20 protein-coding genes and 1 pseudogene are annotated in these 21,694 nt (G+C 59.1%); 10 read left to right on the top strand and 11 right to left on the bottom strand.

The genetic code is table 11. The features are described from left to right. Positions 1 to 16 precede the first annotated feature (16 nt). From RGCCGE502_RS31195 to RGCCGE502_RS31225, 7 genes and pseudogenes are all read right to left on the bottom strand, one after another. Positions 17 to 430: an NUDIX hydrolase gene (locus RGCCGE502_RS31195; protein WP_016558224.1), complete on the bottom strand. Its 414-nt coding sequence runs from the start codon at positions 428 to 430 to the stop codon at positions 17 to 19. A 423-nt stretch (positions 431 to 853) separates the two neighbouring features. Continuing rightward, positions 854 to 1,749, bottom strand: a pseudogene (locus RGCCGE502_RS31200) (NtaA/DmoA family FMN-dependent monooxygenase); the annotation flags it as partial. 70 nt (positions 1,750 to 1,819) lie between these two features. After that, positions 1,820 to 2,545, bottom strand: coding sequence for an ABC transporter ATP-binding protein (locus RGCCGE502_RS31205; protein WP_016558225.1), 726 nt, complete (start codon positions 2,543 to 2,545; stop codon positions 1,820 to 1,822). Further along, positions 2,542 to 3,360: an ATP-binding cassette domain-containing protein gene (locus RGCCGE502_RS31210; protein ID WP_016558226.1), complete on the bottom strand. Its 819-nt coding sequence runs from the start codon at positions 3,358 to 3,360 to the stop codon at positions 2,542 to 2,544. Before RGCCGE502_RS31210 ends, RGCCGE502_RS31205 begins: the two co-directional genes overlap by 4 nt. After that, a complete protein-coding gene (locus RGCCGE502_RS31215; RefSeq protein WP_016558227.1) occupies positions 3,353 to 4,210 on the bottom strand; it encodes an ABC transporter permease in 858 nt (285 codons plus the stop codon). Before RGCCGE502_RS31215 ends, RGCCGE502_RS31210 begins: the two co-directional genes overlap by 8 nt. Then, entirely contained in the window at positions 4,207 to 5,256 is a 1,050-nt protein-coding gene (locus RGCCGE502_RS31220; protein ID WP_040676073.1) for an ABC transporter permease, read from the bottom strand. The genes RGCCGE502_RS31215 and RGCCGE502_RS31220 overlap by 4 nt, the downstream gene beginning before the upstream one ends. 33 nt (positions 5,257 to 5,289) lie before the next feature. After that, a complete protein-coding gene (locus RGCCGE502_RS31225; RefSeq protein ID WP_016558229.1) occupies positions 5,290 to 6,870 on the bottom strand; it encodes an ABC transporter substrate-binding protein in 1,581 nt (526 codons plus the stop codon). An 860-nt stretch (positions 6,871 to 7,730) separates the two neighbouring features. Between RGCCGE502_RS31225 and RGCCGE502_RS37620 the strand changes: the two genes are divergently transcribed. Continuing rightward, the gene (locus RGCCGE502_RS37620) at positions 7,731 to 7,901 is read left to right on the top strand and encodes a globin family protein (RefSeq protein ID WP_019280455.1); all 171 of its coding nucleotides are present in this window, start codon (positions 7,731 to 7,733) and stop codon (positions 7,899 to 7,901) included. 446 nt (positions 7,902 to 8,347) lie between these two features. On the opposite strand, the gene RGCCGE502_RS39335 is transcribed toward RGCCGE502_RS37620, so the two are convergent. After that, entirely contained in the window at positions 8,348 to 8,506 is a 159-nt protein-coding gene (locus RGCCGE502_RS39335) for a DUF982 domain-containing protein (protein WP_439332355.1), read from the bottom strand. 345 nt (positions 8,507 to 8,851) lie between these two features. Here RGCCGE502_RS39335 and RGCCGE502_RS31235 point away from each other — a divergent pair, with 345 nt between their 5' ends. The 8 genes from RGCCGE502_RS31235 (at position 8,852) to RGCCGE502_RS31270 (ending at position 16,770) form a co-directional block, all read left to right on the top strand. Beyond that, positions 8,852 to 10,414 (top strand): FAD-dependent oxidoreductase, encoded by a 1,563-nt coding sequence (locus RGCCGE502_RS31235; RefSeq protein ID WP_040676012.1) that lies wholly within the window; start codon positions 8,852 to 8,854, stop codon positions 10,412 to 10,414. Continuing rightward, positions 10,411 to 10,749 carry a 4Fe-4S dicluster domain-containing protein gene (locus tag RGCCGE502_RS31240; RefSeq protein WP_016558232.1) on the top strand — a complete coding sequence of 113 codons (339 nt, stop codon included), beginning with the start codon at positions 10,411 to 10,413 and terminating at the stop codon, positions 10,747 to 10,749. Before RGCCGE502_RS31235 ends, RGCCGE502_RS31240 begins: the two co-directional genes overlap by 4 nt. Positions 10,750 to 10,761: 12 nt before the next feature. Then, complete coding sequence (locus RGCCGE502_RS31245; RefSeq protein WP_016558233.1) at positions 10,762 to 11,817, top strand: ABC transporter substrate-binding protein; 1,056 nt, start codon at positions 10,762 to 10,764, stop codon at positions 11,815 to 11,817. Between the two features lie 11 nt (positions 11,818 to 11,828). Then, positions 11,829 to 12,662: an ABC transporter permease gene (locus RGCCGE502_RS31250; RefSeq protein ID WP_016558234.1), complete on the top strand. Its 834-nt coding sequence runs from the start codon at positions 11,829 to 11,831 to the stop codon at positions 12,660 to 12,662. Further along, positions 12,655 to 13,428 (top strand): ABC transporter permease, encoded by a 774-nt coding sequence (locus RGCCGE502_RS31255; RefSeq protein ID WP_040676013.1) that lies wholly within the window; start codon positions 12,655 to 12,657, stop codon positions 13,426 to 13,428. Before RGCCGE502_RS31250 ends, RGCCGE502_RS31255 begins: the two co-directional genes overlap by 8 nt. Then, positions 13,428 to 14,162 (top strand): ABC transporter ATP-binding protein, encoded by a 735-nt coding sequence (locus RGCCGE502_RS31260; RefSeq protein WP_016558236.1) that lies wholly within the window; start codon positions 13,428 to 13,430, stop codon positions 14,160 to 14,162. The genes RGCCGE502_RS31255 and RGCCGE502_RS31260 overlap by 1 nt, the downstream gene beginning before the upstream one ends. A 196-nt stretch (positions 14,163 to 14,358) precedes the next feature. Further along, positions 14,359 to 15,249, top strand: coding sequence for a glutathione-dependent disulfide-bond oxidoreductase (gene yghU, locus RGCCGE502_RS31265; RefSeq protein WP_016558237.1), 891 nt, complete (start codon positions 14,359 to 14,361; stop codon positions 15,247 to 15,249). A gap of 144 nt (positions 15,250 to 15,393) precedes the next feature. Beyond that, positions 15,394 to 16,770 (top strand): FAD/NAD(P)-binding protein, encoded by a 1,377-nt coding sequence (locus RGCCGE502_RS31270; RefSeq protein ID WP_176705744.1) that lies wholly within the window; start codon positions 15,394 to 15,396, stop codon positions 16,768 to 16,770. A 383-nt stretch (positions 16,771 to 17,153) separates the two neighbouring features. Here RGCCGE502_RS31270 and RGCCGE502_RS31275 read toward each other — a convergent pair whose 3' ends face one another. Continuing rightward, entirely contained in the window at positions 17,154 to 17,678 is a 525-nt protein-coding gene (locus RGCCGE502_RS31275) for an L-2-amino-thiazoline-4-carboxylic acid hydrolase (protein WP_016558239.1), read from the bottom strand. A gap of 315 nt (positions 17,679 to 17,993) precedes the next feature. Here RGCCGE502_RS31275 and RGCCGE502_RS31280 point away from each other — a divergent pair, with 315 nt between their 5' ends. Further along, a complete protein-coding gene (locus tag RGCCGE502_RS31280) occupies positions 17,994 to 19,211 on the top strand; it encodes an SfnB family sulfur acquisition oxidoreductase (protein WP_016558240.1) in 1,218 nt (405 codons plus the stop codon). Between the two features lie 71 nt (positions 19,212 to 19,282). On the opposite strand, the gene RGCCGE502_RS31285 is transcribed toward RGCCGE502_RS31280, so the two are convergent. Beyond that, positions 19,283 to 20,482: an acyl-CoA dehydrogenase family protein gene (locus RGCCGE502_RS31285; RefSeq protein WP_016558241.1), complete on the bottom strand. Its 1,200-nt coding sequence runs from the start codon at positions 20,480 to 20,482 to the stop codon at positions 19,283 to 19,285. Between the two features lie 73 nt (positions 20,483 to 20,555). Continuing rightward, positions 20,556 to 21,599 (bottom strand): substrate-binding domain-containing protein, encoded by a 1,044-nt coding sequence (locus RGCCGE502_RS31290; RefSeq protein ID WP_016558242.1) that lies wholly within the window; start codon positions 21,597 to 21,599, stop codon positions 20,556 to 20,558. Between the last annotated feature and the right edge of the window lie 95 nt (positions 21,600 to 21,694).

Below are 21,694 nucleotides of genomic sequence, written 5' to 3' on the forward strand. Positions count from 1 at the left end.
AAAAACTGCGGCTGGTTTAGGCCTTCCACTTCCGCCCCAGCTTTAAGATCAAGCTCTTCAGTTCTGGCTCTTTCACCAGGATGGCCGCTTCTCTCGGATGCCGCCAAATCAACTCTCGTTGGTGCCGCTCTGGAAACTGCAAACGCTCGCGTCTTACCTCGAGCAGATAAACGCTGACGATTGAAGTCACATGCTCGTTGTCCTTGAGGTACTTCGTATAGGTGAAATGACCAAAGGCCTTTTTCTTGATCTTTCCCCTGACGCCAGCCTCTTCCCACGCTTCGCGTTCCGCGGCCTCATACAGCTTTAGATCGGCACAGGGCCATCCCTTCGGAATGGCCCACCGTTTAGTTTGACGGGTCGTAATGAGAAGTATCTCGATACCGCGGAGAGCTTTCCGGTAGCAAAGCGCCCCTACCTGCTCAGCCAAGTCTCCTGGAAAGACCCTGTGCGTGTAAGGCGTCCACTTCGAGAAATATCGCTCTGGCTGGTCCATCGGATGAACATGGTGCGACGGGCGATTCGCTGCAAGGCTTCTGCTAGAAGGGATTACGCCTTCACAAATCGAGGCGCCTTCCGGTTGGTCAATTAAACCACGGCGGCGAAATTATCGTCCGGAGGATCAGTGGAGGCGTAAGTGTCCTCGCGGTCTGGCCCACCCGGCATTGCCGAAGCGCGGTTCGTCACCGATGGTGGCAACGGCCGCTGATGTGGGACGAATCTCGATCAGATTGTAAAGCTTCGCGATCGCCGATAAGCCGCGCCCAACCAGTAGCGCATCGTAGATCTTCGTATCCTTCGCATGCGCAAGGCAAACACGCCCCGGACAGGATCAGGTTTTCGCGACGGCGCTTTAAGTATAGCGGCTTTTCGGCCGGGGCAGCCCGAGATGGTCGCGCAGCGTTGTTCCCTGATAGTCAGTGCGGAACAGCCTCCGCCGCTGGAGCTCCGGAATTAACCGCTCGGCGACATCATCAAGGCCTTGTGGCAGGTAGGGGAAGACGACATTGAAGCCGTCGGAACCCTTCTCGTGAAGCCACTCGGCTATTTCGTCGGCAATCTGCTGCGGCGTTCCGACGAAAGCCAGCCCTGAATAGCCGCCATAGCGCTGTGCGAGCTGGCGAACGGTCAGCCGCTCCTGCTCAGCAAGCCGCAGCACCTGCTCGCGGCCGGTCTTGCTGGCGTTGGTCTCAGGAACATAGGGAAGCGGCTGATCGGGATCGAATTTCGAGGCGTCCTGACCGAGCGCGATTGATAGCGACGCAATGGCACTGTCGTAATGCACAAGGCTGTCGAGACGAGAACGCTTCGCCCTCGCTTCCTCCAGCGTATCTCCGATCACCACGAATGCCGCTGGCAGCATCTTCAGATGCTCAGGGTCACGTCCGGCCTTGCCCATCCGTCCCTTGATGTCGGCATAGAGCGCCCGTCCGGAGGGAAGGTCGCGCGCGAACAGAAGACGACTTCGGCTGTTTCGGCTGCAAGCTGACGGCCCGGCTCTGATTGACCGGCTTGAACGATGACGGGCCAGCCTTGAGGCGGGCGAGCGATGTTGAGCGGCCCCCGCACGGACAACTCGCGACCTTTGTGGTTCAGGGTATGCATCTTCGTAGGATCGAAGAAAGCGCCGCTCTCTACGTCGCGGATGAAGGCGTCATCGTCGAAACTGTCCCACAAGCCGGTCACGACACCGTAGAATTCGCGGGCACGCTCATAGCGCTCCCCATGGGCGACATGCGCATCGAGACCGATGATCACGAAGCATCAGCCTTCATGATTTTCTGCCACGCGACGGCGAGAGCGACAGCCGCCAGCCTCTCTATCCAGCCGTCGCAGCGTCGCTCCAGCATGCAGCGATCTGCGCCCGGTCCATCGCGCGGGCAATGCGCCCCGCATCCATGATGACGGCCCGGTCGCACATATGCGCGACCACGCCTGGATCGTGGCTGACGAGGACGAATGTCATGCCCTCGGATGACTTGAGATCATTCAGCAGATTCAGGATTCCGGCCTGTACGGAAACGTCGAGCGCCGAGGTCGGCTCGTCCAGCAGAAGCAGCTTCGGTTTCAGTAGCAGGGCCCGGGCGATCGCTACACGCTGACGTTGGCCGCCGGAAAGCTGATGCGGATAGCGGTCCGAGACAGCCGCCGGAAGACCGACCCGATCGAGCGCGGTCCGCACCTCCCCGTCCACATTGCGCTCGCCGCGCAGCGACAGCGGCTCGCCGAGGATGCGGAAAATCCGGTGGCGCGGATGAAGCGACGAATAGGGATCCTGAAACACCATCTGGACACTGGAGCGGAGAGCGCCGGTGATTTTCCGACCCGGCTGAAGCGGCTCGTCGGAAACCGAAATCGTGCCCTGCCAGGCGGTGTTGAGACCGGCGACGGCGCGGAGCACCGTCGTCTTGCCGCAACCCGATGGGCCGATCAACCCAAACGTCTCGCCCACGCCGACATCGAAGCTGACGTCGCGCACCGCGGAAAAGCCTTTATCGCGACCCTGAAACGTCACGGAGAGATTGGAAACGGACAGCGCGCTCATGGCTGTTCTCCGTAGACGGGCAATCTCGTTCCGTAGGTCGCGGCCGATGGACGGGCAGCCCAAAGGGCGCGTGTATAATCCGACCTGGCATTTGCCAGATCGGCGGAAGCCATCTGTTCGTCGATCCGCCCGCGACGCATCACCATCACACGATCGGCGTAGCGCGAGACCTGCTGCAGGTCGTGGCTGATCAACAACAGCCCCATGCCGAGCTCCTCGCTCAGCGAACGCAGCAAGGTGAGGATCTGATCCTGCAGCTCGCGATCGAGCGCAGAAGTCGGCTCGTCGGCAATCAGGAGCTTCGGGCGGTTGATCAGCATGGCAGCGATCATCACGCGCTGCCCCATACCGCCGGAGAGTGCTGCGGGATAACTGGAATAGATGCGGCTTGCATCCGGCAGACCGACCTTGTCGAGCATGTCGAGTGCCCGTTCCCGGCGCTCGGCGGCCGAGAGTCTGGTATGAAGAAGTAGGGTTTCCTCGACCTGGCGGCCGATCCGGTGTGCAGGGTTCAGCGAGTATTTCGGGTCCTGCAGGATCAGCCCCAGGCCGCTGCCGCGCAGGCTGTTCCAGCCCTTTTCCGCCGTCAAGTCGTGACCATCGAATGACAGGCGCGCTGCCGCGACCTTTGCCCGTGACGGCAGCAGCCCCATGATGGCCCGGCCTGTCATCGATTTACCGGAACCGGACTCTCCAACGAGTGCTACTACCTCGCGGCCAACCGAGAAGGAAATATCATCGACGATCCGCACCAGCCCCATTGCCGACGGAAAGGAGATCGACAGATCCTCGACCTGAAGCAAGGGTTCAGTCATGGCGGGGATCCAGAATGTCGCGCAGGCCATCGGCCAGCAAATTGAAGGCAAAAGAGGTAATGAGGATAGCGATGCCGGGCACGGCGGCCACCCACCACTGGTCGAAAATCACCTGCGTGCCCTCGGAAACCATCGACCCCCATTCCGCCGTCGGCGGACGCACACCGAGACCGAGGAAGCCGAGGCCCGCGGCAGCGAGGATGATGCCCGAGAGATCGAGAGCCAGGCGGATGATGGCCGATGGCAGGACGAGCGGCAGGATATGTCCCCAAAGCAACCTGGTACCGCGGATGCCGACCATCTCGGCGGCGGCCAGGTAATCGCTGCGCCTCAACGCCGCCGTCTCGACGCGGGCCTGACGCGCATAGGCGGGCCAGCTCGTCAGCGCCAGCGCAAGTGCGCCGTTGATGAGCCCCGGCCCCATGATCGCAACGAAGGCAAAGGCAAGCAGCAGCCGCGGGAAGGACATGACGATGTCGGTCAGCCGCATCAGGACGCGCTCGGTGATGCCCCCAAAGAAACCCGCGAGAATGCCGACAAGGATGCCGAGCGGCGCCATCAGCAGCACAACGACGAGCACGAGCAACAGTGTCGGGCGCGCGCCGTAGATGATGCGCGAAAGGATATCCCGGCCGAAACCATCGGTGCCAAGCCAATGCGCCGAATTCGGCGGCATCAGCCGGTTGGCGGTCTCCTGCAAGTTCGGATCGTAGGGGGCGATCCACGGCGCGAAGAGAGCAAGCCCCAAGATGACAATGACGACCAGACACCCGGTGGCAGCAGCAGGCGAGCGCAGAACGCGCTGGAAAAAGACGGATCCGCCAGGCGGCAGTTGAACGGCTTCGCTCATCGCTTCTTACCCGCTTCCAGTCTTGCCACACCGAGATCGGTCAGCGCGTTTAGCAGCACGAAGGATGCACCGACGATAAGAGTGGCACCGAGGATGGCCGGCATGTCGCCGGAGAACATCGCCGTCGTCAGATAGCGGCCGATACCGGGCCAGGCAAAGACGGTTTCGGTCAGCACCGCGCCTTCGAGGAGGCTGGCATAGGAAAGAGCAATCACAGTCAGCAGCGTTCCTGAGATGTTCGGGAGGATATGGACGAAGACGATCCGGCGCAGGCTTGCACCCTTGGCGCGTGCAGTCGTCACATATTCCTGGCCAAGCTCGGTCAGCACGGCAGCCCGCGTCAGCCGCGAAATGGCGGCAAGCGCATGGAAGGCAAGTACTGTCGCAGGCAGCACAAGATGCGCGAGCGCATCGCGAAAGGCGCCCGCTTTGCCTGACATCCATGTGTCGATCAGGGCAAAACCAGTGACCGGCTTAACAGTATATTGAAAGACGACGTCGGCCCGGCCGGGTCCCGGCGCCCAATGCAGCCGAGCGTAGAACAGGAGCAGCATCAGCAGCCCAAGCCAGAAGATCGGCACGGAGTAGCCGAAGAGCGAGACGAAGCGCACCAGGCTATCCACCCACGTCCCCCGCCGCATGGCGGCCGCGATCCCGAGCGATAGTCCGACGACGGCCCCGATGACGATGGCCGCTGTCGCTAGCTCGATCGTTGCGGGAAAGGTGCGGGCGATATCCTTGGCGACGGGCTGGCCCGTAGAGATCGACAGCCCGAAATTGCCCGACAGCGCCGTCTCGACATAACGCAGGAACTGCAGCGGCAGCGGCTTGTCGAGCCCGAGTTCGACACGCGCCTGCTCGTAGGTCGACTTGCTCGCATGATCGCCGACGAGCTGCAGCGCCGGGTCGATCGGCGAAAGCCGCGTCATCGCGAACGTCACCAGCGCCAGACCGAACAGGGTCAACGCGAATGACCAGAACCACTTGAAAAGAGGCAAGATCAAAGACAACTCCCGCCAGCTATTTCGCTGACGGGAGTCGGTCATGCCGGCACTATTGTTCGTTGCCGTTTGCGGCACTTATTTTTCTACCTTGTCGTAATAGACCTGGTCTGCATTCAGACCCTGCGCATAGTTCTTCACCTTGTCGCTTAGCACGACCGGATCGTTGCCTTGAAGCGTAAAGATGAAGGGCGAGCTCGTCTGGACCTTCTTCTGCAGATCCTGATAGAGCGCGATGCGCTTGGCCGGATCCTGTTCCTTGACGGCAGCGAGCGTCTCGTCCGTCAGTTCCGGGATAACCCAGCCGGCATATTTCGCCGCGGTGTTGGTGGAGTTGTCCTTGTTGATCGCAAAGGCGCTGGCGTTCGAATGCGGATCGAAATAATCCGGGATCCAATAGCGTAGTGTCATCTCGAACTTGCCGGAACGGCCGCGGGCGTAGATATCGCTCGCCACGCCCGGCTGGATGTCGAGCGAGATGCCGCCTTCGGCGAAGGTCGACTGCAGCGACTGGGCGATCGAGAGATAGGGCTGATCGTTGAAGACGATGAATTCGATCTTGAAAGGCGTCTTGATGCCGGCGTCGGCCAGGATCTTCTTCGCCTTTTCCGGATCGAGCTTGAACGGCGTATCGGTCAGCGCGCCCGGGAAGCCAACCGGAAGGAAGGACTGGTGGACGCTGCTCTGGCCGCGCAAAAGGTTCTTGGCGATACCGTCATAGTCGACCAGATAGCGTGCAGCTTCCCAGAAAGCCGGGTTGCCGAGCGTCGGGTTCGCCTTGGTATTGAGCAGGATATAGTCGGTGCGGGCAGAAGGTACCGAGAGAACCTTGATGCCGCTCTTGTCCTTCAGCGCTTCGATCTGATCCGCAGACAAGCCGCGGGCAATATCGGCATCACCCTGCTCGACGAGCAGGCGGCGGGCGCCGACGTCAGGTACGTTGCGGATGATGACGTTTTCGAGCTTCGGCTTGTCCGACGAATTGGCATTAGCCTGCAGCACGAGCGCTTCATGGGGCGTGTAGGCGGCAATCGAATAGGCTCCACTGCCGGCCGAATTGGTCTTCAGCCAGCCATTGCCGAAGTCGTTGTCCTTGACGTTTGCAGAGACAGTCTGTTCGTCGACGACCGAGGCGATCGGCGCGGTTAGCAGCGAAAGCGCAAAACCGGCACCGACATCGGCGCTCCAGGTCAGCTTCACGTGCTTGTCGTCAGCCTTAGTCACGGCGCTGTCGACATTGTCGGCCTTCCAGCCGAGTTCGTTGAGGATGAAGGCCGGAGACTTGTTGAGCTTGACGGCGCGTGTCAGCGAGAAGATCACGTCTTCGGGACGAACCGGATTGCCGGATGCGAATTTGGCATCGGCGAGCGCAAAGGTCAGGCTCTTGCCATCGCTACCGGCTTTCCAGGAAGCGGCAAGGGCCGGCTCGATCTTCGTGCCATCGTCGCGGTTGGACTGCACGAGGCGCTGATAGAGGTTGTTGAAGGACTGCACCGTCGTCAGCTCGAAACCCTCGGCCGGATCGAAACTCGTCGCGTCATCGATCGACTGGGCAACGACGAGCGTGTCGTTCGGGGTTTCGGCGTGAGCGGCAAGCGGGCCGAGCGCAAGGCTGAATACGGCGCCAAGAAGCGCTCCCCGCCAAGATTGCAGCAACATTTTAGTCTCCTGATTATATTTTATATGCGCGTTGAACCCGGCAGAGCGCCGCACGCTAGCAAGAGCAACTTACTCCGCAGCCTGGTCTTTCATCAGGTCCGATCGTTGCGATTATCGCGGCGAAGTGAGAAAAAAAATCCGGCGGCCGTTCAACAGGCTGCCCCCCGGGCCATCAAGTCTCGGTCAGCCAACAGGCTTCCTGCGTTCTTTGTCTCGAAGCGACCCTTCTTCCTCAGATCGAGGCCATTCAGCTCGTGACAGCCAACGCAAGCGATTTGTAAGGAACAGGATATGCGAGGCGATCGTTCTCGCGTTGCGCCCGTGGCGATCGAGATTTACTCCCACTGGGTGGACGATTCACCGCCGACATCGAAAGCCCGACAGCCATCTTGGCCTTTGTCGCCCTCAACGACGCCTCATGCGCCGCGCGCTCGTAGGTGTTGAGATCCTTCGGCAACGGGATCGCACGCTGAGCATCGGCCGCAGCAGGACAACCGCCTCGACGTTCAAGGCCCCTTGAAGATTACACCGGCACGTCCGTCACAAGCAGTTGCACGGCGGCTTTGTGAACTCCTACAATTGGGAGCTCGACGAAACGGGCTGGCAATAATCCAGTAATATGGTAGAGTATAAATGGAGGCAGCGACAGCTTGCTGTCAGCCACTCCATGGCATGACTCGGGTAGTTAGGCGCTCTCGAGTTTTTGGGGGCGGCAACAGGTCTCCCCCCTTTTTTGCCATTGCTCCGCTGCGATAACCACCAAAGGTTTGCGACCGCGGGCCGGATCAACTGCGGCAACTATAATCGCTTCGGCATTGAGCCTCAACGCCGGCAGCATCTGACAACGATTGGAGGACGGCATGGACTTTCCCAAAGACACAAAACCGTCAATCGTCAAAAAGCAGACCGACGACGGATGGAGCATTGTCACCTACAATTGCAACGGTGTCTTGGTTCAGGAACGGTTTTTCACGAGAGAGCCAGATGCCAATCAGTATTTTCTGCAGCAGCAGGCGATGGGAAAGGGATAGCAGCGGTAAGTGAGAACAAGAACGGCTCCCGTTTCCGATGGGGGCCTGGGTCCGGTCGAGCTTCGATCGTCGCGTTCCCCTCATTCGGCCATCCTCAGCTGAGAGATCTCCATGCCCCGAACTCTCTCGGTTGATCGTGTCGAGCGCGCTGCGAGCGCGCCCTCGCATCTTCCTCAACAGCCGCCGCAGTTCTGGCGGTCACGTCGACCCAGCAGTCTCGAGCGGATGAAAGACCAAAGCTGCCGTTATCTGCGCGGTCGAATGCCTGATCACATGCTGCAAACAAACTTGCCAATCGCCCTGCGCCAGGCTCAAGTCGGCGAATTCCCTAGCGGACATAACCCGCATTGACGACAACGGCATGGAGCGCTGAGCAGGCTGACGGCTTCAACGCTATCAATGATGTTCCCGCTCGGATAACGAACGCTATCTGTCTCACCCCGATGTCAGCGAGCGTTACCGCCCGCCTCTCCGACCGCTTCGACGAATACGGCCCGAGCATCGTTGGCGGACAGCCTGCCATCCAAAGCCGCCTTGCATGCCATCCTTGCGCGAAGGAACTTCAGGCCACTCATGTTTGGCCACCGATCCGTAAGGCACGTCATGGCTTCAAATGGCCACGCACGACCTGACTATCTTGGTGCGGAAAATTTACGTTCACTGGTACGTCCCATGCAGAATTTGGCAATTCGACCTCCGTAGAACGCAACACCATGGAAGCAGCTGGTCAGTCAACGCACTGAGTTGGTCAACGCCCTGCGCGCGCCACAGCAGTTGCGCCCCGCTGGTTATCTGAGCTGGCTTACAGAGACGCAAGTTCAGAACCGAGATGGCTTTGCATGCAAGCCTCCCGTTAGGAAAAACTATTCCGACGACAGCATTGCACTCGGGAGAAACTTTTCTCGATTAACTCTATAATATTTGTAGTCTTTCCACCGAAGCGAGGGACTATGAGCAATTCAGCAATGCAGGTCGAAACGGACGTTCTCGTCGTTGGCGGAGGTCCGGCTGGTTGCTGGGCGGCCTGGAACGCCGCTTTGAACGGCATGAATGTCGTGCTTATCGAGAAGGGCTATGTCGGGACGAGCGGCGCCACCGCCGCGGGAAATACGACCACGATTTACACACGTCGTGGCACGGCAGAACGGGCAGCTACTGTGGCTCAGCGCGTGCGCCTGGGACACGGCTTTTCTGAAGCCGAACGCATCGAGCGCGTCCTTGACCGCACATGTCAGAACCTCGATCTGCTTGCCGAATGGGGCTATGAGTTTCCGAGCTACGAAGACGGTCGACCTTACCGGGGAATGCTTCGTGGGCCGGACTATCTGCGCTTCATGCGCCAAAAGCTTATCAAGGCGCGCGTCAAGGTCATCGATCACTGTCCTGTGGAAGAACTTCTCGTTTCGGATGGCGTAGTTGCCGGCGCGCTCGCAAGGTACAGGCGTACCGGCGAGACGCTGCAGATTAGCGCCGGTGCTGTTGTCATTGCCACGGGCGGCTGCGCGTTCCTCAGCGGCGCGCTTGGAACCAACAACCTGACCGGCGACGGCTACCTGATGGCTGCAGAAGCTGGGGCTGTCCTCTCCGGAATGGAATTTTCCGCTCAGTATGGCATCTCGCCTTCATACTCGAGCGTCACCAAGGGTGTCGTCTATTTCTGGGGCACGTTCAGCGATGAGCAAGGCAATGTCCTACCAGAACAGGGCGATCGGCAAATCGTCGTTGCGAGGGAACTGATCAGCGGCCCCGTCTACGCAATTCTGGACAAGGCCTCTCCTCGCCTGCAAGAAGGTTTTCGCCGTGGCCAGCCAAACATCTTCGTTCCATTCGACCGCTTGGGCATCGATCCGTTCACGCAGCGCTTTCCCATAACTCTTCGCCATGAAGGTACCGTTCGCGGAACCGGCGGCCTGAAGATCGACGATCGCGCGACAACCACAGTGCAAGGTCTGTTTGCGGCCGGCGACGCAGCGACCCGTCAAGGCATGTCGGGAGCGACAACCGGCGGCGGCGGGCCGAATTCAAGCTGGGCGATGGCGACGGGTTCATGGGCCGGCGAGGACGCCGCGAAGTTCGTGCGCTCCCTCGGTGCGAATCGGCGCGGGCGAAAAATACACTCCGCAAACGAACATTCGAATGTGAACCCTGTTCGCAACCCGAGCGACGTCCATGAAGTCTTGGAGATCGCCAAGCAGCAGATTCTTCCGCTGAACGGCGGCTTCTTCAGGGACAGGGCCACACTGTCGGAAGCATCGCGCAAACTGGCTGACCTTTGGCAGGACCAAAGCTGGCGATCAAAGCGCACGGCGAAGGTCCGCGAGGCGGAGGCGCTAATTGCGACGGCGCGCTGGGCAACGGAGAGCGCGATTCTGCGAAAAGAAAGCCGTGGCCTCCAACGACGGACAGATTTCCCCGACGCGAACCCCGCTCTGGCACGACCGATCGATTCGGGGAGTAGTGAAAGTTTCTGGGCAGCGTTTCAGTCCGAAAATCAAGTGAGTGCAGCATCATGATTGAAATTGTCAGCGAGGATCGCTGCGTCAAATGCGACCTTTGCGTCGAAGCCTGCCCCGACAATGTGTTCGACGCCGTTCCAGACGGGATCCCTGTCATTGCCCGACAATCGGACTGCCAGACGTGTTTTCTGTGCGAACTCTTCTGTCCGACCGACGCACTCTACGTGTCGCCGCTGTCAGAAGCGATCGAGGGTTCACATGAACACGAACTCGTCGCGCGAGGGGTCATGGGCAGTTTCCGTCGCGAGATGGGCTGGAAGAACGCCAAGCCGCGCGGAACTGCCAGCGACATGAGCTACCGGATCTTCGAGACCGGCACGATTATACCCTAACTGGAGAAACCAATGAGACGACTTCTTTCGACCCTGCTGATGGCGGCAACCGTTGCTTTCACAGCAGCTCCCTCGCACGCCGAAGACGCACCCGCCACGATCAAGTTCGGAGACGTCGGCTTCGGCTTCGGCACGCCGTTTGGCGTCGGTCTCCAGGCCATTGCCGACGCGAAGGGTTTCATTGCCGAGGAGTTCAAGGGAACGCCCACGAAGCTGGAGTTCACCTACTTCACTGGAACGGGACCGGCGATCAATGAGGCGCTCTCGAACGGACAGCTCGACTTCGCCTCCTATGGAGCCGTTCCAAACATAATCGGCAAGGCGAACGGCCTCGATACCGTGATCCTGGCATCCTATGGCGGCACGACGATCTTCGGCGCCGCTCGACCGGACCTCGACATCAAATCCATCGCGGACCTCAAGGGGAAAAAGGTTGCAATCCAGAAAGCAACCATCATCCACTGGGGCCTTATTAGTGCACTCAAGAATGCGGGTCTCTCCGAAAAAGACATCACGATAGTCGATCTCAAAAACGCCGATCAGCTCGCCGCCATCGCGGCGAAAAGCGTCGATGCCGTCTTCGGTGCTGACTTCGTTCTTCCCCTGGAAGACAAGGGCGTAGCCAAGATCTTCTACAAGTCCTCCGACGCGGGTGCGACAGGCGATGGCTTCGGTGCGTTCCTGGTCACAGACAAATTCCGCAAGGCCTATCCCGAAGCAACCCAGAAAGTCGTCACGGGCTTCGTGAAGGCAGCGCAGTGGCTTGCCGACGATAACAACCGCGAGGAGGCATTCAAGATCTGGGCGCGGGCCGGAACTCCGATCGAGATCATTCGCAAGTCGAATGCCGGCAGCCTCCTTGGCGCGAAGTACAATCCGCGTCTCGATGGCTTCTTTGTTGCACGATATCAGAGCGGCATCGCCTTCGACCGCGAACAAAAGCTCATCCGCCGGGATGTCGATCTCGACGCCTGGGTGGATCGCAGCTTCGTGGACAACGCCGTTTCGTCGTTGAAACTTCAAGCACTGTGGCCTGATCGATCAGCCACGGGCAGCCTCCAGAACTGACGGAGAGAGTTATGGCAACGTTCGGTGCCGAGGACGACTTTCGCGTCGCGCATCGCGCTCCGAACGTACGGGCCGCGAGGGCCGGGGCTTTTGTCTCCAACAGCCTGCTCGTACTGATCGGACCTGCCGCATTGCTGGCTTTGTGGTGGATCGCATCGGTAAACGGTTGGGTGTCACCGCAGGTGCTGCCCCAACCGGACTGGGTTCTTCAGACATTCCTCGACCTTTTGGCGAGTGGCGATATTCTCAGCGCGGCCGTCGTCAGCTTCCGACGTATTGCGGAAGGCTTCGTCATCGGCGCCACGCTTGGCTTTTTGTTCGGACTCCTGATCGGCCGCTCGCCTGCGGCCGACGCCTATATGGGGCCAACCTTTCGCGCACTGGCAGCCGTCCCATCCCTTGGCTGGCTGCCGATCCTGATCCTTCTCCTTGGTATCGAGGAAAGTCTTAAGATCGTGATCCTTGCAAAGGCGTGCTTCGTCCCAATGGCCATCAGCACGGCAGAGGGTGCCAGAAACATACCGGCGGGCTTGAATGAGGTCGCTGATGTACTCGGCCTTCGAGCAAAAACCCGGTTCCTCAAGCTCACCATCCCGGCAATGGCGCCCTTCATTGCGAGCGGCGTCCGACTATCGCTCAGCCAAGCATTCGTATCCCTCATAGTCGTAGAGATGCTCGCTGGCACGGACGGTCTCGGATATATGATGGTCTGGGGGCGAACCCTATTTCAACTCGACATCGTCATTGTCGGCATGATCGTCGTCGGGGCGGTCGGGTTTCTGCTCGACCTCTTGCTCAAGCGTGCGGAAGCTTTCTTCCGCGCCGGGAGTGCAGCAAATGGCTGAACGTCAGAGTCTGAGGGATAGGTTGCCTCGAGGCGCGCTGGTTCCGCTTGTCGCCGCGGCTTTGTGGTGGATTTCGTCGTCTGGAGGTCTGTTGTACGGTCCGATGGCCGTCACTCCCCTGCAAGTTATCCAGGCGCCCTTCCTTGATGTCTCCGGACGCGAGCTGTGGGCGTCGCTTCTTGCCAGCGCAGTCAGAGTTCTCGCCGGTGGCGTCGTGGGAGGCCTGATCGGACTGGTTCTCGGCTACCTTGCAGGGATGTATCGTCTCGCCGGATTGGGGCTTGCGCCAACGATCCACACGGCGCGCCAGGTCGCCTTGTTTGCCTGGATACCGCTGCTGACCGCATGGTTCGGCAATGGCGAGAGCACAAAGTTGGTTTTCACGGCGCTTTCGACGTTCTTTCCCCTCTTTTTGGCGACAGAACAGGGCATCCGCCGGACGCCCGTTGACCTTATCGAAGTGGCACACACCCTTTCCCTTCGTCGTTGGACCCGCATCCACCGGCTTTATCTTCCTGCCGCGCTGCCCAGCATTTACGTCGGGCTGCAAATTGCGGCGCTTTCGGCTTGGATCGGTACGATCGGGGCGGAATATGCGATTGGAAACGGTCGCGGCCTCGGCAGCTACATCGCAAGCGCCCGAGACCAATTTCGCATGGATATCGTCATCGCGGGGGTGTTCGCTTTGGCGGGCGGCGGGGTATTGCTATCCGCGGTCGTAGAGCGGATCACAACCAAACTCTCTCCCTGGAACAGGAAACGTTAATGCACTCGCTCTCCATCGAGCATGTCAGCAAGTCGTACACTCTCGACGGCGCGGCACGTCCGGTTCTCAAGGACATCACCCTCCACGTCCGACGTAACGAGATTGTGGCGATCATCGGCGCCTCCGGCTGTGGTAAGTCGACGCTCCTGAGGCTGATAGTGGGCCTGGACACGGACTTTCACGGCTCTATCATTCGAGGGTCGAAGGGCGCCGCCCCCGCGAGGGTCGGCATGGTGTTTCAGGATCACCGCCTTTTTCCTTGGCTGACCGTGGAGGCAAACGTTAATCTGGCGTTTGATAGCAGCGATATTTCTCCATCAACTCGCAGTGACAAGGTCCGCCATTATATAGACCTCGTCGGGCTTTCGGAATTTGCCAAAGCATATCCGCGACAGCTTTCGGGCGGGATGGCACAACGTGCGGCGATCGCCCGGGCACTTGCCCAGGAACCCGATATCCTACTCATGGACGAGCCCTTCGGGGCACTCGATTCCATTCTCAGAATGCGCCTCCAAGATGAATTATTGTCGATCTGGGAGAAGCATCGCCTTTCAATCGTCATTGTAACCCATGACGTCGAGGAGGCGCTTTATCTTGCCGACCGGGTCATGGTCATGGAGCCGAACCCTGGGCGGATTCGAGACGTCTTCGAAGTCGCGCTGCCCCGCCCCCGTGATCGTGGTGGTGTCTTGCTCTCTACCCTCAAGAAACGGTGCATGGAGTTGCTTATCTGATTGCGGCATATTCGCTCGCCTGACCAGACCTGAAAGGTGCCAGTTCTTGTCTGCGACGGGCCAGGGGCGGCTCGCCTCCTGTTTGCATTTCCTCTCCCGTGGCTCCCCAAAAACATGCCGGTCGAAACCTTGTAATCGGGCTGGCATTCTTGCAACCGAAGCCGACGTATGACTGCCGAACAAAAGGATAGATGTCATGACCGAAAAGAACCCTGCCGACAACTTTCCCGCCGGGTACGAAGTTCCAAAAGTATGGACCTGGGACAAGGACAACGGCGGGCAGTTTGCCAACATAAACAGACCGATCGCCGGTCCGACCCACGACAAGCCTTTGCCCGTCGGCAAGCATCCGCTGCAACTCTATTCGCTGGCAACGCCGAACGGCGTCAAGGTTACGGTCATGCTGGAGGAACTACTTGCGCTTGGGCACAAGGGCGCAGAATACGACGCTTGGCTTATCAGGATTGGCGACGGCGACCAGTTTGGTTCTGGCTTTGTGGAGGTAAACCCAAACTCGAAGATTCCAGCGCTCCTGGACCGTTCCACGCCGAAGCCGACCCGCGTTTTCGAAAGTGGTTCGATCCTTTTATACCTGGCGAACAAGTTTGGCGCCTTTCTGCCGAAAGAGCACAAAGCGCAGACGGAGGCAATGAACTGGCTGTTCTGGCAGATGGCCTCGGCGCCCTATCTTGGCGGTGGCTTTGGCCACTTCTATGCCTACGCGCCGGTGCAGATCAAATACGCCATCGACCGTTTCTCGATGGAAGTAAAGCGGCAGCTCGACGTGCTTGACCGCCACCTTGAAAGCAACAGGTTCATGGCGGGTGAAGAATATTCTATCGCCGATATCGCAATTTGGCCCTGGTACGGCAATCTCGCCCAGGGCGAGGCATATGGCGACGCCGGGAGCTTTCTGAACGTCCAAAGTTACAGGAATGTACAACGTTGGACCGCCGAAATAGCCGACCGCCCTGCGGTCAAGCGCGGCCGTATGGTCAACCGAATACGCGGTGAACCGTCGGAACAGCTCCACGAACGTCACGAGGCCACCGACTTCGAGACACGCACACAGGACAGAATCGGCTGAGACGGCGAAGAGCAGCATTGCAAGGGAACTGCAGCCTTTCCGTTGTCCTCCGATCGTACGCGGCTGCATTTTGAGGCGTGCATTGAGGATGGTTCGTTTGATAAGCTACACACGAACCTTTCGCGATCATCAGGGGTTCGGGAGATTGTATTGATTTACGATGTAATCGTTGTCGGCTCCGGGTTCTCTGCAATCGCGGTCGTTTGCAATCTTGTTGAACACCTTTCCGATACCGCAAGCGTCGCCGTTATCGGTGACGATCCGGGTTTTGGGAGGGGCACGGCCTACCGGACAGAGCTCCATTTGCATCGCCTGAATGTCCCCGCGAGTCGCATGAGCCTGTTTCCGGAACGACCGCTGGAATTCGTCAAGTGGCTGGAGGGCCACGAAAGGTCACTTCAAGGGAGTGATTTCGCATCACGCAACGACTACGGGCTCTATCTTCGGGACACCTTGGCCGGCCTTCTTCGAAAGCGTGACGGACGCTGCCGAGTGGACTTCGTCAAGGCTAAGGCTACCGGCTGCGTAGAGCGCTACACCAGCACGCTCGGCTTTCAGCTCAGCAATGGCGACGAGATAGCCGGTAGGCATGTTGTGCTTTGCCTTGGTGTTGGAAACGCCGGTCTTCCGGCCCAGCCATTTGGCACTGCGGCGGCGGGTCGATCACGCATCATCAAAAACCCATGGCGACTTTCCTGGCTAAGGCGGGTAGCACCAATGGACAGAGTGTGCATTCTTGGCTCCGGGCTTACAATGATCGATCAGGTTCTGGCGCTTCGTGCACATGGCCATCGCGGGGTGATCGACGTCCTTTCACGCCGGGGCCTGATTCCGCTCGATCACCTTAGAACACAGGTCGCACCGCTCAAAATCGATACGCAGACCCTACCAGCCAAGATCAGTGCAATATTGAAATTCCTACGCGAACAGGCGCGAGACGCGGAAGATTGGCGGTGCGTGATGGATGGACTGCGTCCGGTGACGCAAGACCTCTGGAAACAGCTCACACTCCCTGAGCGATCTCGCTTTCTTCGCCATGCGCTACCGTGGTGGAATATTCATCGCCATCGCGTTGCCCCGGATGTATTTGAAAGCTTCATTTCGTTGGTTCGCGCGGGGACCGTCCGCGTTCAGGCGGGGTTCCTCAAGTCCATTGAAATGCAAGGCGCCGATGGCATTGTTGCGAAATACAGAATGCGCGCTCTACGAGAGATTGCCGAGATCAGAGCCGCCTGGTTGGTCAATTGCACCGGCATGGAGCGAGCCGGCATTGATCACTCACCGCTACTGAATGAAATGATGAGGCTTGGATTGATTGCGCAAGATCCGCTGCGACTTGGTATCCAAGTAAACGATCGCTCCGAAGTCCAGTTCACGACTGAAACCGAACGAGCGCGCCTCTTTTGCGTGGGGGCCCTCACGGCTGGACAGTTCTGGGAGATAACCGCCGTTCCGGACATTCGAATACAAGCAAAAGCGGTTGCCGAGGAAATTGGTCGATCACAAGAAAGCATTTGCTAGCGATGACCGCAGTGAGTGCATGAGGCTTCAATGAAGGATGAGCCCTTTGATTACGGCGCCGACAACCCAAGTTGGTCGATCAAAACGGTGCTTGCGCCAGACACAATGTTCAGTGCAGTTGCACGTGCTGCGACGCGTCCGAGACAGCTAAACTGCTTACCCGCACTTCGACTGGAACTCCTTTGGACGAATTGCGCGAGCCTTCCGCGCGACAGCTGACGCGAGATGGCAGCTACCGGCTGAACGGCTCGGCCCGATGGTCTGATCACCGCAGCAAAGCGATCAAAGCACTAGCCGCCAGACCGGCGTGTCCCCTCTTCATTGGTCCGAGGCATTTCGCAGCGGCAGGCCGTTCGGCTCGCGGAGTGTAGTTGTCGTCAAGCTCATTCGCTAGACGCCGTCCTTTCTGCCTGGGAGGAAGAGTCCATTGAATAGCGAAAATCACAGTGGCTTGCGCCTTCCATGATGGTTTGCGTTCGTTGCAAACGAATGCGCGGATCGTATCCTTGACAGAATACGGCATCGCGATTGCAAGACAGGAGGTGACCTATTTTTGCCAATCCCATTGCCTTGTAGGTTTCGGCGTAGCGACAGCGATGCACATCGTAGTCAAACTTTGTTTCTGTCGAATTCAGTATGTCCACGACGAGCGCATCGTCTTTCGTCCAGAGGCTTTGCAATTCAGCGAAGGATCGAAGGCTCGTTCCGGACTTTTCTCTGCTGGCAAATGACTGTGCACTCGAAATTGCGGCCGTTCGAATTGCCCTATCAACGATACCGACTGCAGCATCCTCGCCGAAAGCAGCCACCATCTCCTCGTATATTGGGGCGATGATTTCCGCCTCGATCGTTCGCCGCTCCAATATGCCAAGTTCGCTATCTTTTGTGTTGTCAACGCTCTTGGTCATGCCCTTCTCCAGATTTGAGCCGTTTCTTGCCGAATATTGATGCAGGATGGTGCACCCAGAAGACCGGAGCAAGGCAGAAACAACTTTCCGTTTCGTCACGTCACAAATTGGCGATCAAAACCAAGAGTAGGACCAATCCCCGAACGTCGTCAGATCGAAAGTCCCGCCCGCAGTCCTAGCCCCGCAGCCATAACAGTGGGCCATGTTCTATCGATAGAAGTCCTTGCTGAAGCGAGGTTTAAAAAGGGAAAGTCTTGCCTCGAAGCATTCCGTGAGTTGTTGCATCGTGACGCCAGCAATTCAAAGGAGTCACCAATGAACGCCTATCTGCATCATCTCGTTCCCGAAAGGGCAGTCGCCACCGTGCTTGATAGTGAAGCTGGAGCGATTGAGGTTGCCCGCGAGCTTGCAAAAAGCTTCCGGGCAACAGCGTCAAGCAGAGATAGCGAGCGACTATTGCCCTTTACCGAACTTGACGTGCTTTCCCAATCCGGCCTTCTCGGGATCACCGTGCCGGAGGAATATGGCGGACTCGATGTTTCCAACGCGGTGCTTGCGGAAATCACTGCTATAATTTCGGAGGCGGATGGCTCGATTGGTCAGATCCCGCAGAACCATTTCTATATCCTGGAGGCGCTGCGCACAGACGGCACCGAAGAACAGAAGCGTTACTACTTCGGCCGCGCGCTTGCCGGAGACCGGTTTGGCAACGCCCTCTCGGAGCGTGGAACGAAGACGGTCGGTCATTATAACACGCGCATTGCGCGTGACGGCATCGGCTATCGTATCAACGGACGCAAATACTACTCGACTGGTGTTCTCTTTGCCGATTGGATCACCGTCTTCGCACTCGACGAGGGTGAACGCCTGGTGATGGCCTTCGTGCCGAAGGGCACCGACGGCGTTGAGATCATCGACGACTGGGATGGCTTCGGCCAGCGCGTGACTGGTAGCGGTACGACGGTGCTCGACAATGTCTATGTCCACGCGGATTCCGTGGTTCATCATCACAAGGGGTTCGAGCGACCCACGACAATAGGCTCAGTCGGGCAGATCATTCATGCCGGGATCGACCTCGGCATCGCCCGCGCGGCCTTTGCGGAAACGCTGGACTTCGTGCGGACGAAATCGCGCCCTTGGACGAACAGCGGCGTCGACAATGCAGCGGATGATCCGCTGACGATCGCCAAAGTCGGCCAGCTCGCCATCCGATTGGAAGCTGCGTCGGCGACGGTGGAGCGGGCCGGACGCAAGGTTGATCTGGCGCAGATCGACACCACGGAAGAAAACGTTGTGGACGCTACGCTCGCTGTAGCCGCCGCGAAGGTTCTGACGACCGAGATCGCCCTTGAAGCAACCACCACCCTCTTCGAGCTTGCCGGCACGGCATCCGTGAAGCTCGATCTCAATCTCGATCGCCACTGGCGTAATGCACGAACCCATACGCTGCACGATCCGGTGCGCTGGAAGCACCATGTCGTTGGCAATTATCATCTAAACCGCGTCATACCACCAAAGAGCGGTGCTCTTTAAAAAGAGGTCTGCAAAACAAAACCCCATTCCCGCGCAGGAATGGGGTTGTGTATTTCTCGGGATGACATGCCTCAGCTATAGAGGCTAACCTCGGGAATTTTGTCATTCAGGACGAACTCGCCGACTTCCTTGGCCTTGTAGAAAACCGGATCGTGCAACGTGTGCGTACGGACGTTTCTCCAGTAGCGGTCAAATCGATAGCGCTCCGCCGTGGACCGCGCGCCCGTCAGTTCGAAGACACGTGACGTGATGTCGAGCGAAACATGCGTAGCGTTCACCTTGGCCGCATATGCTTCTGCTGCTGCTTCGCCACGCTCGCGTGCCGTGACGTGATGGCCTCGGGCGAGACTTGCCTGGACGGCAGCGGCGGCACTGTCCGCCAGCGCGGTCGTCGCTTTCAGTGCCGCCGTGAACTCACCGACGCGCTCGAGAATATAGGGATCGTCCGCGGCGCGCCCGACACCTGACGTAACCCAAGGGCGCGTCGTCGTTCGCACATAGTCGATTGCTGCCTGCAGCGCCCCTTCGGCCGTTCCAAGGTAGAAATTGACGAAAACGAGCTGGATCAGCGGCGTGTTAAAGGTCGCGAGCACCGGCGGTGGCGCGTCGGGCGCTTCGACGAAATCCTCTTCGTAAACGGGAAAATCGTGGAACTCGACGCTGCCGCTGTCAGAGAGACGTTGGCCGAAATTGTCCCAGTCGTCGTTGGCGGCATAGCCCGGCCGACTTGTCGGGACCGCGAAGCCGACGACCTTGTCGTCAAGGCTCGCATTCGCGTTGATGTAATCGGAGACATGCGCCGCCGTAGAGAAGGACTTGCGACCGTTGAGCACATAGCCGCTGCCTCGACGCGTTAGCACCAGGCCGGGATCGCGTGGATTGACCGCAGCCCCCCAATAGAGGTTCTTGGCAACCGTTTCGCTTCCAAGCGAGCGGGCGCGGGCCTCGTCGAACGCCCAGTAGACATACTGGCTGTTGACAAAATGATAGCCGAGCAGCTGCCCGATGGAGCTTTCACCGCGGGCGAGTATCCGCACCAATCTGAGACCGTCCACCCAGTCCAGTCCGCCACCACCCACCTCCGGTGCATGCAGCGAGTTCAGGAGGCCAGAGCCTTTGAGTTTGACGATCTCGGCAAACGGCGGATGGCCGTCGCGATCAAGCTCGGCGGCGCGCTTAGAAAGATCGGCCGAAATGTCTTCTGCGCGCGCGAAAAGAGCCTCCCGGCTGGTGTTGCGATTGGTAGCAAAGAGCACGTTGGATTGGCTCATGGTCGGAACTCCATTCTAAAAAGATGCCGACGGCGGCACTGCTGCTCCCGTCGGCTGGTTCGAGGCGGGCCGATCAGAAAAGTTTGTCCGGAATCCAGCTTGCAGTCGCCGCATCGCTTGTGCTGAAGTCCGGCACCTTCTGCGCCAGCTCCTCGATCGTCTTGACGCCGGCCGCGCGCAGACTTTCCTGGGTCAGCAGCGTCGGTTTCACCGTAATCTGGTGGGGAAGATCCTGCCCCGCGACTTGCAGCGCCGCAGCCCGCACCGAGACCGCCCCGACGACCGCCGGATTGGTGGCAACGGTCGCGACCCACGGGCTGCCCTCCTCGGTGATCTCCTGGATATCGGCGGTCGAGACGTCGGCCGAATAGATCTTCAGCTTCTTGGCGATGCCAAGATCGTTTGCCGCAAGCTTGACGCCGCGCGCGAACTCGTCGTAGGGCGCGAAGACAACCGTGATGTCGGGATTGGCCGAGAGAGCCGCCTTGGCCTGATCGGCCGTGGAGGTAGCAGTCGTGTCGTTGACGACGCCGAAGCGAGCCTTCTCGACGATATCAGGATTTTCCGATCTAAACTTTTCCCAGACCTCATTGCGACGATCGAGCGGCGCAAATCCGGCGACGTAGGCATAGCCGGCTTCGAAGCTCTTGCCGTTGTCCTTCGCCGCCTGCTCCAGCGCGAGCCTTGCGAGTTCGTGGTCGCTCTGTTCGACCTGCGGGATCTTCGGATTGTTGAGGTTCACGTCGAAGGCGACGACCTTGATGCCCTTGTCGAGCGCCTGCTGGGCGACGTCACCGAGCGATTCCGGCAGACCGTGGTCGATCACAATGGCGGAGACACCGAGATTGATCGCTTGCAGGACCTGTTCGCGCTGCTGAGCCGCATCCTGGCGTCCGGGAAAGACGCGCAGATCGATGTCGAGCGATTTTGCCTGTGCCTCGGCACCGGCCTGATAGGCCTGGAAGAAGTCGCCGGCGGAGATGTAGCTGATCAGGGCGATCTTGACGCCGCCTTTGTCGAACGGCGCGGGCGCCCCATTGACGCCGCCGGCGAGCGCCGCCTCGGATGCAAAGAGTGGAATGGCAGCACTCAGGGCCAGCCGTAAAAGAAGTTTCATCGTCGCGTTCCTCTAAAAGATCGAAAGCGTCGTCTGACGGACGGCAGATCCCCACGACGCAGGAATTATTTAGATATAAACTCTATGTTTTTAGT

Origin of the sequence: Rhizobium grahamii CCGE 502, from assembly GCF_000298315.2 — a bacterium.
In the GTDB taxonomy this organism is placed as follows: domain Bacteria; phylum Pseudomonadota; class Alphaproteobacteria; order Rhizobiales; family Rhizobiaceae; genus Rhizobium; species Rhizobium grahamii.

Excerpts from the sequence above, each read along its gene's own strand:
- RGCCGE502_RS31235 (WP_040676012.1), top strand. The coding sequence starts at position 8,852 with ATGAGCAATTCAGCAATGCAGGTCGAAACGGACGTTCTCGTCGTTGGC.
- RGCCGE502_RS31220 (WP_040676073.1), bottom strand. The coding sequence starts at position 5,256 with ATGACCGACTCCCGTCAGCGAAATAGCTGGCGGGAGTTGTCTTTGATC.
- RGCCGE502_RS31215 (WP_016558227.1), bottom strand. The coding sequence starts at position 4,210 with ATGAGCGAAGCCGTTCAACTGCCGCCTGGCGGATCCGTCTTTTTCCAG.
- RGCCGE502_RS31225 (WP_016558229.1), bottom strand. The coding sequence starts at position 6,870 with ATGTTGCTGCAATCTTGGCGGGGAGCGCTTCTTGGCGCCGTATTCAGC.
- RGCCGE502_RS31285 (WP_016558241.1), bottom strand. The coding sequence starts at position 20,482 with ATGAGCCAATCCAACGTGCTCTTTGCTACCAATCGCAACACCAGCCGG.
- RGCCGE502_RS37620 (WP_019280455.1), top strand. The coding sequence starts at position 7,731 with ATGGACTTTCCCAAAGACACAAAACCGTCAATCGTCAAAAAGCAGACC.
- RGCCGE502_RS31280 (WP_016558240.1), top strand. The coding sequence starts at position 17,994 with ATGAACGCCTATCTGCATCATCTCGTTCCCGAAAGGGCAGTCGCCACC.
- RGCCGE502_RS31260 (WP_016558236.1), top strand. The coding sequence starts at position 13,428 with ATGCACTCGCTCTCCATCGAGCATGTCAGCAAGTCGTACACTCTCGAC.
- RGCCGE502_RS31210 (WP_016558226.1), bottom strand. The coding sequence starts at position 3,360 with ATGACTGAACCCTTGCTTCAGGTCGAGGATCTGTCGATCTCCTTTCCG.
- RGCCGE502_RS31275 (WP_016558239.1), bottom strand. The coding sequence starts at position 17,678 with ATGACCAAGAGCGTTGACAACACAAAAGATAGCGAACTTGGCATATTG.
- RGCCGE502_RS31240 (WP_016558232.1), top strand. The coding sequence starts at position 10,411 with ATGATTGAAATTGTCAGCGAGGATCGCTGCGTCAAATGCGACCTTTGC.
- yghU (WP_016558237.1), top strand. The coding sequence starts at position 14,359 with ATGACCGAAAAGAACCCTGCCGACAACTTTCCCGCCGGGTACGAAGTT.
- RGCCGE502_RS31205 (WP_016558225.1), bottom strand. The coding sequence starts at position 2,545 with ATGAGCGCGCTGTCCGTTTCCAATCTCTCCGTGACGTTTCAGGGTCGC.
- RGCCGE502_RS31290 (WP_016558242.1), bottom strand. The coding sequence starts at position 21,599 with ATGAAACTTCTTTTACGGCTGGCCCTGAGTGCTGCCATTCCACTCTTT.
- RGCCGE502_RS31255 (WP_040676013.1), top strand. The coding sequence starts at position 12,655 with ATGGCTGAACGTCAGAGTCTGAGGGATAGGTTGCCTCGAGGCGCGCTG.
- RGCCGE502_RS31245 (WP_016558233.1), top strand. The coding sequence starts at position 10,762 with ATGAGACGACTTCTTTCGACCCTGCTGATGGCGGCAACCGTTGCTTTC.
- RGCCGE502_RS39335 (WP_439332355.1), bottom strand. The coding sequence starts at position 8,506 with ATGACGTGCCTTACGGATCGGTGGCCAAACATGAGTGGCCTGAAGTTC.
- RGCCGE502_RS31250 (WP_016558234.1), top strand. The coding sequence starts at position 11,829 with ATGGCAACGTTCGGTGCCGAGGACGACTTTCGCGTCGCGCATCGCGCT.